The sequence below is a fragment of the Lacinutrix sp. MEBiC02595 genome (assembly GCF_053601555.1).
This window is the reverse complement of record NZ_JBSHNU010000116.1, coordinates 36626-45790: the sequence shown is the minus strand read 5'-3', so window position 1 is coordinate 45790 and position 9165 is coordinate 36626. Positions and strand designations below refer to the sequence as shown.

The 9165-nt window shown below is 30.1% G+C and carries 5 protein-coding genes; 2 read left to right on the top strand and 3 right to left on the bottom strand.

Features of this window, described 5'->3' with window-relative positions; all coding sequences use genetic code 11:
• Positions 1-152: 152 nt before the first annotated feature.
• Positions 153-1265: a T9SS type A sorting domain-containing protein gene (locus tag ACVCZW_RS00770; RefSeq protein WP_452230076.1), complete on the top strand. Its 1113-nt coding sequence runs from the start codon at positions 153-155 to the stop codon at positions 1263-1265.
• Between the two features lie 14 nt (positions 1266-1279).
• Here the strand turns inward: ACVCZW_RS00770 and ACVCZW_RS00765 are convergent, their stop codons facing one another.
• Positions 1280-1417: a hypothetical protein gene (locus tag ACVCZW_RS00765; protein ID WP_452231399.1), complete on the bottom strand. Its 138-nt coding sequence runs from the start codon at positions 1415-1417 to the stop codon at positions 1280-1282.
• 131 nt (positions 1418-1548) lie between these two features.
• On the opposite strand from ACVCZW_RS00765, the gene ACVCZW_RS00760 reads away from it, so the two are divergent.
• Entirely contained in the window at positions 1549-2487 is a 939-nt protein-coding gene (locus ACVCZW_RS00760) for an alpha/beta fold hydrolase (RefSeq protein WP_452231398.1), read from the top strand.
• 182 nt (positions 2488-2669) lie between these two features.
• Here ACVCZW_RS00760 and ACVCZW_RS00755 read toward each other — a convergent pair whose 3' ends face one another.
• Positions 2670-7052, bottom strand: a complete 4383-nt coding sequence (locus ACVCZW_RS00755; protein ID WP_452231397.1) for an AAA domain-containing protein — start codon at positions 7050-7052, stop codon at positions 2670-2672.
• Positions 7053-7450: 398 nt separating this feature from the next.
• Positions 7451-9160 carry a GmrSD restriction endonuclease domain-containing protein gene (locus tag ACVCZW_RS00750; RefSeq protein WP_452231396.1) on the bottom strand — a complete coding sequence of 570 codons (1710 nt, stop codon included), beginning with the start codon at positions 9158-9160 and terminating at the stop codon, positions 7451-7453.
• Between the last annotated feature and the right edge of the window lie 5 nt (positions 9161-9165).

Sequence of the window (9165 nt, the reverse complement as noted above, 5' to 3'; positions counted from 1 at the left end):
TTAAAAGGATTAGATCGTTAGGTGTATTTGTAAATAGGTAAAAACCTAGAAATAGAGGTTGCATTTTGTAGGTAATAATTATCACATGACTTATATCATATTAATTACTAATGGTTTAGGTTAAATTTAACCAATAATTTACTTCTTATATTATGAAAAAAATTCCTTTCTTTATTTTTCTTATCTCCATATTTGGGTATTCGCAAACAACTCAAATACCAGATGCTAATTTTGAACAAGCTTTAATAAATTTAGGTATTGATACTAATTCAACGATTGATGGTGTAGTACCAACTGTTAATATTAGTAGCGTAACACATCTAACTGTGTGGGAGTGGAGTATTGCAGATTTAACAGGTATAGAAGATTTTACTGCTTTGACTTATTTGGATTGTCAGTGGAATCAATTGACAAGTTTAGATTTGAGCAATAACACAGCTTTGGAGCGTTTATTTTGTAGTAATAATCAGTTAACAAGTTTAGATTTGAGCAATAATACAGCTTTGACCACTTTGTTTTGTATAAGTAATCAATTATCTAGTTTAGATGTGAGTAATACTGCTTTGAATTATTTGGATTGTGAGAATAATGAATTACGCAGTTTAGATGTGAGCAATAATACAGCTTTGACTGATTTGATTTGTTTCAATAATCATTTACACAGTTTAGATGTGAGTAATAATACTGCTTTGACTAAATTGCATTGTTTCAATAATCAATTACAAATTTTAGATGTGAGCAATAATACAGCTTTGACTGATTTGTTGTGTTTCAGTAATCAAATTACCAGTTTAGATGTGAGTAATAATACTACCTTACATCGTTTGCGGTGTTTCAATAATCAATTAACAAGTTTAGATGTGAGAAACGGAAACAATACAGCTTTGACTGATTTTATCACAACTAACAATACTGATTTAACCTGTATTTTAGTGGATTCTGCTGTATGGAGCACTGCAAATTGGACAGATATAGATGCTAGTTCTACATTCGTGAATAACGAAACAGAATGTTCTAACTTACATGTAACAGACCATTCCTTTGAATTTGCATTATCTGTGTATCCAAATCCAACAGATAGTTACCTAAACATAGAAGGGAATGAAAAGCTATTAACTATTTCTATTTACAATTTATTAGGAAAAAAAATGATCGCAACGAAGTGCACTAATAAAATAGATGTACAAGGATTACCAAGTGGAGTTTACTTGATTAGACTTTCAGATGGTATGCGTCAAACAACCAAAAAGTTTATTAAACTTTAAATCCTTAAGTAATCTCAAAGCTGGTCTACGGTTTCGGCATCAATAGATTCTGGAAGTTGGTAATTTGCTTTAATATTTTCATATTGATAACGTTGCTGAATCGTATTTCGATATCCTGCGATAATTGCTTCTAAAACTTGCTCTCTTACCATTTGCTGTATGTTCTATTCCGTGAAAACGAAAAAACCTTATTGATTAATTTTTCAGAATAACAAATTTACAAAATTGACAACATGTTCACGCTTTTTAGTATTAAATTTGCAACGATTTAGAACTCCAATTTATGAGAATATTATTCGTGCTTATTATTTCTGTTTTATTTATTGGTTGTAGTAGCAAATACGATACCTATAAAAAAACACCAGCATATATTACCAATGCAAGTGCTTCGGACAAAGCCTATTTTAAAGCCTATGACGAAACCCTAAAGTTATGGGATGTTGCTTTTGAAGAATTATACATTCCTACCACGCATGGTGTGGCGCATGTAATCGTTAGCGGGCCAGAAAGTGGGGAACCAGTGGTTTTATTGCATGGGATGAATGCGAGTTCTACAATGTGGTACCCAAATATAAAAGCACTTAGCAGTAGCCATCGTGTGTTTGCTATCGATTTTCTTTTGGAAGCAGGAAAGTCGCAGGTATATACCGATATGGAAAATGTAGATGCAGTGATCGATTGGTACCAAGAAATATTGTTTGTTTTAGAGTTAGATCGCTTTCATCTTATTGGCGCTTCTCGTGGTGGTTGGCTAGCGGTAAATCTTGCTTTAGATAACCAGAAGCGTGTTAAAAGCATGATTTTATTGAGTCCGGCGCAAACCTTTACTTGGATTAAACCAAGTATGAATTTACTTAAAAATGTTGCTGCATTGCTTTCTTCTAAAGAAAAACGCATCGCACAAAGTTTAGAAAGTATGTCTAGTAATGTTGCTAATATTAGCGATGCCTATTTAGAGCAATATTATATCGCTACCGAAAAAGACTCGGAAAATCAATTTATGTCTAGTATGCAACCGTTTTCTAATGACGTGTTAAAATCATTACAAATGCCGGTGTTGGTTTTAATTGGGGATGATGATATGATTAATGAAAGAAGAACCATAGAAATTGCAAAAATGCTACCACAAGGAAAAGGGGAAGTTATTAATAGCGCAGGACATTTCTTATCTATCGATCAAGCGGAAGTGGTGAATGAGAAGATGTTGGGGTTTTTGAAGTAGGTGAGAAGTTAGGAATTGATTATATGACGTGTTGTAAGTAGTGCTTTTTTCAATCAGCTTGGTTTTCCTATGTTTTTTATTTAGTTCAAATGTGAGTGTTGGCAAGACATACTCTTTTGCAATTTTTGGCGTAACGTTGGCTGTATCGAATTGCGGATGTGTATGGCTTTTTTTGCGTTGGCTTAATTTATAATTTCTAATATTCTAACGTACTTATCTAATCCTCCAATTTTCACAGTATCTCCTACAGATTTTCCATTTAAAGCAACTCCTAATGGTGTCTTTATATTTATTTTTTGAACTCCATTTGATTTTTGAACTTTAGATGCAATTTGGTCAACTATATGAACTTTCAAATCTTTGTTAATATTCAAATACTTTACTTTCACTTTACTATTGACCGTAATAGTTTCTTTAAATAATGTTGTCTGAATTTCTTCTTTTTTAGTAACAGCTTCTATGGTTTCTTTTAAATCCATTTTAAGATGTTGAGTAACTTTAGAAAGTTCATTTTCGATTATTGTGATATTATCTGTAAACGCTAATCCTGTTTTTGATTTATCTTCAAAAATTGATGGACTACTGTTTTCGATACTTCTTATAAATGCAACTAGTTTTTTTGTTTCCTTTTGTGGGTTTCGCCACCAATTTGTGCTCCATATTCTATGAAATACAAAACCGTGTCCTTCAAGAATCTTTTGTCTGTGACTATCGTGTAAATATGCTTCTTGACTAGAATGATAAGAAGCTCCATCGCATTCTATTGCTATTTTTGGAAGTCCAATATGTTTTGTGTCGTAAACCATATCAATTCTAAATCCTGCGAACTGAAGTTGAGGAATTATATTTTTTTCGTCAAAATGTTCGGTTAGAGCTTCATAAACTTCCTCCTCAAATGGTGATTCAAGGTCTTCATTTAAGTTGTCGATTGTAGTGCTTTTTGTAGAATTTTCTGCTAGTGTATTTAAGACAGAAATTCTTGCTTCGTTGTCTTGTTCACTAACAGCTTTTGAGTATGCTAAATAGGCATATAAAGCTCCTCTTCGGTTGTTTGAACCTTCATTGATTAAATGCTCTTTATAATTTAAAAATACATCTTCTGGAATGGAAGAACATACATATACTTTGTATTTCGCTCTTGTTACAATAACATTTAAAAGTTTGTATCCTTTTTGATGATTTATTGAACCAAATCTTTGAGCAAATTTACCATCCTTGTTAATACCATAAGTAGTTGAGAGGATTATGACATCTCTTTCATCTCCTTGAATGTTCTCTAAATTTTTTACAAAAAATCCGTTTTCTTCGAGTTCAACTATTTTGTCATTAAAATCTCTATATTTTTCAAATTTTCTTCTTTCATTAATTTTACCTAAAATTAGGTTTCTTTGATTGATGTTGAAAGTTGCTACTCCAACTGTTGGATATTCTCCGTTTGGAAGTCTTGAAATATTGTTATCAATAATCGACAGAATTGTTTCAGCTTCTGCGTCATTGGAAGTGTCAGAATATGTGCCATTTACGGGAACATAATTTATTGGAATGTAATCAAAACTGTTTGGAAGTGGTTTTAACCTTTGATTATAAAAGGCATAATTTGAATAATCAATTAGGTAAGGGTGTCTTGAGCGATAATGAAAGTCTAAATGTTTTTTCTCAAAACCTAATTCGGATGCAAAATCAAGAAGTGATTCACAATCTGAAAGTGAATTGCTTATATCGTTTTTAATTTTATCTATTTCGTCTTCAAATTCATCTTCATCATCAATCAAACCGTCAAATACTTTGCTGAAATAATTTGAAGGTGGCATTTGGTGTTCATCTCCTGCAATGATAATTTGTTTCCCTTTTAAAAGTGCTGGTAAATTATCTTCTAATTTTAATTGACTTGCTTCATCAAACATAACAATATCAAAATATTGATTTTTGCCTTTAAACAGATTACTTGCTACGTCTGGTGTTGTTAGAATTATTGGAAAAAAAGTTGTAAATAAATCCATATCCAACTTTATTATTTCTCGTAAGGATAAGCGTTTATGTCTTTTACCTGCTCGTTTGTTGTATAGATTTTCTACAGCTAAATTTGGATTCTTATTGTCAAAATCTCTAGTTGCATCTATTTGTTTTGAGAACCAATATTCTCTAATATATTTAATTTGTTCTTTTTCAAGTTCAGACAAAGATTTTCCTAATTCAATATGGTCGTTATCATTTGTTGGTAAATCTGTATTCGCAGAATTTACAAGCATAGAATTAAGATAGAATATTAAAAATGTTTTTCTCCAATTTGTTTTTTCCTTTAATTGGTCAATGATTAGTTTATTATCTGCTGATAATGAATTGTAGAATTGAAACCACTTAAACTCAATTGAAAAAAGGTCATCTTCATTTGCGAAAAATTGTTCTTTTGAATTTAATAAAGTCTCAATTTGAGAACTTAACACGTTGTGAGAATCTCCATTCACTTCTTTGTTAGTCCAATTTTGGTTTTCTATTTTTGTTTTTAAATTACTGAAATTTGTTTTTATTGTTTGTAGTAGTTCTGTGTCAAATTCCTTTTCAGCTGATTTAAGTAAGTTTAAGAATTTGTACTCATTTTCTATTTTTGACTGAAACTCTTTGTCTATTCTCTCCGTAATTAACTTGTAATTTTTGAGAACATCTTGATTTTCTTTAATTGCTTTAGAAAAATTAATACTTTCAAAGTCTTTGCTATTATTAGTTTTTAATGAATAATCTTCAAAAAGTGTATTTATTGTTTGTTGGTCAGTAAGTGTAGTTTTCTTTTCTTTTGAGAAGATAGAAATAGTTTTAAATAAAAATCCATTTGTTTTTTCTTCATCAAAAAAGTCGTTGTTTGTTTTGTGTTTCGTTAGGATATTTAGGATAGAATTTTCAACATCACTTATTGAAGTTTTTTGCAATTTAAATTGTTCATTTCTAATTTTATAATATTCTACCTCATAGCTTGAAATGTCATCTAAAATTATTTTCAACTCTTTCTTATAGATTGAAAAATCTTCTTTAATTTGTTGTTCTATAATAAATGGATTGTCTCCAACTAATTTTGCAGAATTGATAAAAGAAAGGTTTAAATGAGGTTTAAACTCGTCATATAAATTTTGTCCTTTCCTAATTAATTCTAATAACTGATTTAGTTCAGATGATTCATAACTAAATGTACCTTTTACTAAATCAAGATTGTATTCTTCTGAATTGTCCTTTAATTCTGATAATAGTGAGCCGACAATATGAGTCCAATTTTTATTACCGACTAAATTGGCTCCTAATTTTTTGTGTTTCTTATTTATTGAATCAATTAAGTTTCTTGACTTTTCAATTATGTTGTCTAAAGTTTCTTTGGAATGAGTATATCTATATCTGCGATATGAGGAATTATCAACTCTATCTCTTACAGAATCAACTGCGACTCTTCTGTCTTTAACAATATCTTTTAAAAGCACACATTGATAATTAAGACCCTTTTCATTTATGGCATTGTGCAACACTTCTAAAGCTGTGCGTTTTTCACAGACAACAATTGTCTTTTTTTGATTTTCTAGTGCATTTACTAAAATAGCTGTAAGCGATTGACTTTTTCCTGTTCCTGGTGGTCCTTGAATTAAAATGTTTCGAGAAGCTTTTAAAGAATGTAAAATCCCTTGTTGTGATGGGTCAGTTTCGACTGATGATATTGGTTGGAACGTATGTTCTTCCATATCCTCAAGGTCAATTGTAGCACCTTTTAATTCTAGTAAATTCGAATAATCGTGAATAATATTTTGCTTCTGAACCTCAAAAATTGAAAAAAGTCCGCCAAAGTCTATAAATGAATTATTAGATGTTAATGGTAGCTTTTCGTAATGCTTTTTTTCTGGAATAGATTTTATTTGATTCAGTTTTTTCTCAAATGTTTCACGAAGGTCATCTGGAATTGAACTGTTTATTGATTCTATGATATTTACACAAATATCTAAAAGCTCACTTTTATCAATTAAGCCATCATCTAAAAAATCTGTTGAAATTTGGTTAATCTCAATTTTGGAATCATTTTGTAAATGATTTATTAGAACCTCGTTTATATAAATTGGGTCGTCTTCTGTTCGCAGTATTTCCCAAGTATTAAATTCTTTTGTTCTTCTTATTCTTAATGACCAAATTAAAATAGGTGCAACTGTTAATTTGTTATCTGATTGGTCACGTCTTACAAGTATTGGAAAACCAAAACCGAATGTATTTATCCCTTTTTCTGATTCGATTGCATCTGTTTGATTGATAAGATTTTCAAAAGACTTTGTAATTTTTACTAATTGCGTTTGGTCATCTTCAAAAAGCGAATTCAAATCGGGAACATTATCTTTCCAACTAATTTTAAATTTTAAAGGTAATTCGGTTAATAATGCATTAATAAAATTTGTGGGAAGGTTTTCGTCAATGTGAGATAATCGTGTTAGGTCAAACTTGTACCTTGAACGAGCTGGAATTGCATTTAAATGTACTCCTCTTCGGCTACCAACTTTTAGTCGGTTTTGTAATTCAATCAGTAGCTTTTCGGTTATCTCCATAATTTTTTGGTTGATTTTCAGAGTTTCAAAATACGCACTTTTTTTTAATTCAGATTATGGTTTTCCTCACTTGGTTGATCGTTGGCAAAAAAAACAGCTCTTTTATTTTTTTTAGCGTTGGCAAAAAAATAAATGTGCTGTTTGTGCGTTGGCTTTTTTAGTTCAAATGTTCAATTTTAGCTCGATTTACGTATTACTTACAACCTATTTGTATATGATTAGTGGCGTATAATATAGACGCTAACCTTTCGGATTATGCACGAGCCGAATTTTTTAAATTTCTTTTTATCTTATTTTCTTAAAAAACCAAATTAAAAAATTTGGCGAACTTTGCAAATACACACAAACCTCTCGGAAATCTTGTAATAGCTATGTTTTATATACGTTGTTGTAAAACGTTATTTTAGTAAAATGTTTAATTTTTCGACCATCAAGTTCTGTCTTTTTTCCAAAAATCGCTCAAAATTATTTGATTTCCACAATATTTTATTTTCTGGAATTAAATGTATTTTTGTGTAATCAGTTATGTTTTTAACATAGTTTCTTGTCCATTCTTCAAACTCCTTTCCGTTTTTTTCTCCTCTATTAGTTCCCATATCGAGTAATTGAAAATTCGCAACGTTGTTGATTTTATTCCATTCAACTTCGTTCGATTCTAGAATTGATTTCGGATGAATATGGTCTATGTCGTTAATTCTAAATGTTTTTGGTCTGTCGTAAATTAGATACATAAGAAAATCAAAATCATAACTGTGTAACCATTCCTCTTTTATTTCATCTGAGAAATCTAGTCCGTGATTATAATACATTTCATATAATGCATCTTTTGGAAATAATTGATTTTTGTTTTTGCTACAAACTTCTAATATTTTCCGAATACCTGTCGAGTAAGCCGTCCAACCTGCACCTCTTCTTCTAAAGACTTTATTTAACATTGATAATTTCAACCAATTTTCAATTAGTTTAAAATCTTGATTGGAAGTGTCAAATGTGTCAAAATATGTGTTTAACTTATCATCATTTACGTCTAAATGATAAAGATGATAAGCAATAAAATATAAAGGAATTATTGAAGGTTTATTTTTGTTGTAAAATTCATAAAGGTTTGAGTTTTTTAGAAAACCTCTAGTTCCTATGAGCGAGTTTTTTATTCTTATCTCGTTTTCTGTTATGAAATTTGAATCTGTTTCTGATATGTCTGCAATATTTTTTTTGTGATTGTCTTGTAAGATGAATAAAAGTTTAATTACTTCATCTTGACCAAACCCAATATCGTCAAAATCTCTAATGTCAAAAAGGAATTTTTCATTTGCGGAATTAAATCCTTTTAGTTTAGATGCCATTAATTCAAGTCCATCTAATTTTGTTCCGCCTTGATTTAATCTTCTAAATAACTCAACTACACGTTGTCTGTTTTTAGTAATATCATCTTTGAGGTTAATTCTAACCTCGCAAATACCAATATTTTCACTTGAGAATATTTCGTCCGTAAATGATTCTAGACAATCAAGTATTCTCTCTTTTTCAATTTTGGTAAAATCACGAATATTGAATATCTCGTCTTCTGCTACATATTTGTACTTTTTTCCAGCTTCTTTGATTTGTTTGAATAAATCTGTTACTGAAATCCATAAAGTGGAATTTTTACTAGTGCCATCGAAATTGTCAAGTTCCTTTTTTAGTTCACTTGTGTCTTTTGCAAAAGAGAAATTGAAGTTATCTTTTCTTACCTCGCTCAATAAATCGAAATACAATTTTCTATTGTTGTATTCGCCTAAAATCCCAATATTAAAAGCTGATAATCTTTGTTGTCCATCAACTACATAGGATAAATTTTGTGGAAGTGTTTCTAGGTTTTTTGATTCTACCTTTTGTGAATTATAAAATTTCTTTATGAAAGGTCTAAAAGCAAATAAGGGTTTTCTGTTTTTGAAATCTTTAATTGTCATTATGCCACCAAAGGAATCTCCTTTTAGCAAAGTGTCAAAAAGCAGTTCGATTTTTTCTTCTTTCCAGACTAAATTTCGTTGAACAACAGGTAGAACAAATTCTTCGTTATCAATCTTTTCGAGAATATCTTCGACTGTATATGGTTTCCAATTTGACATTAATT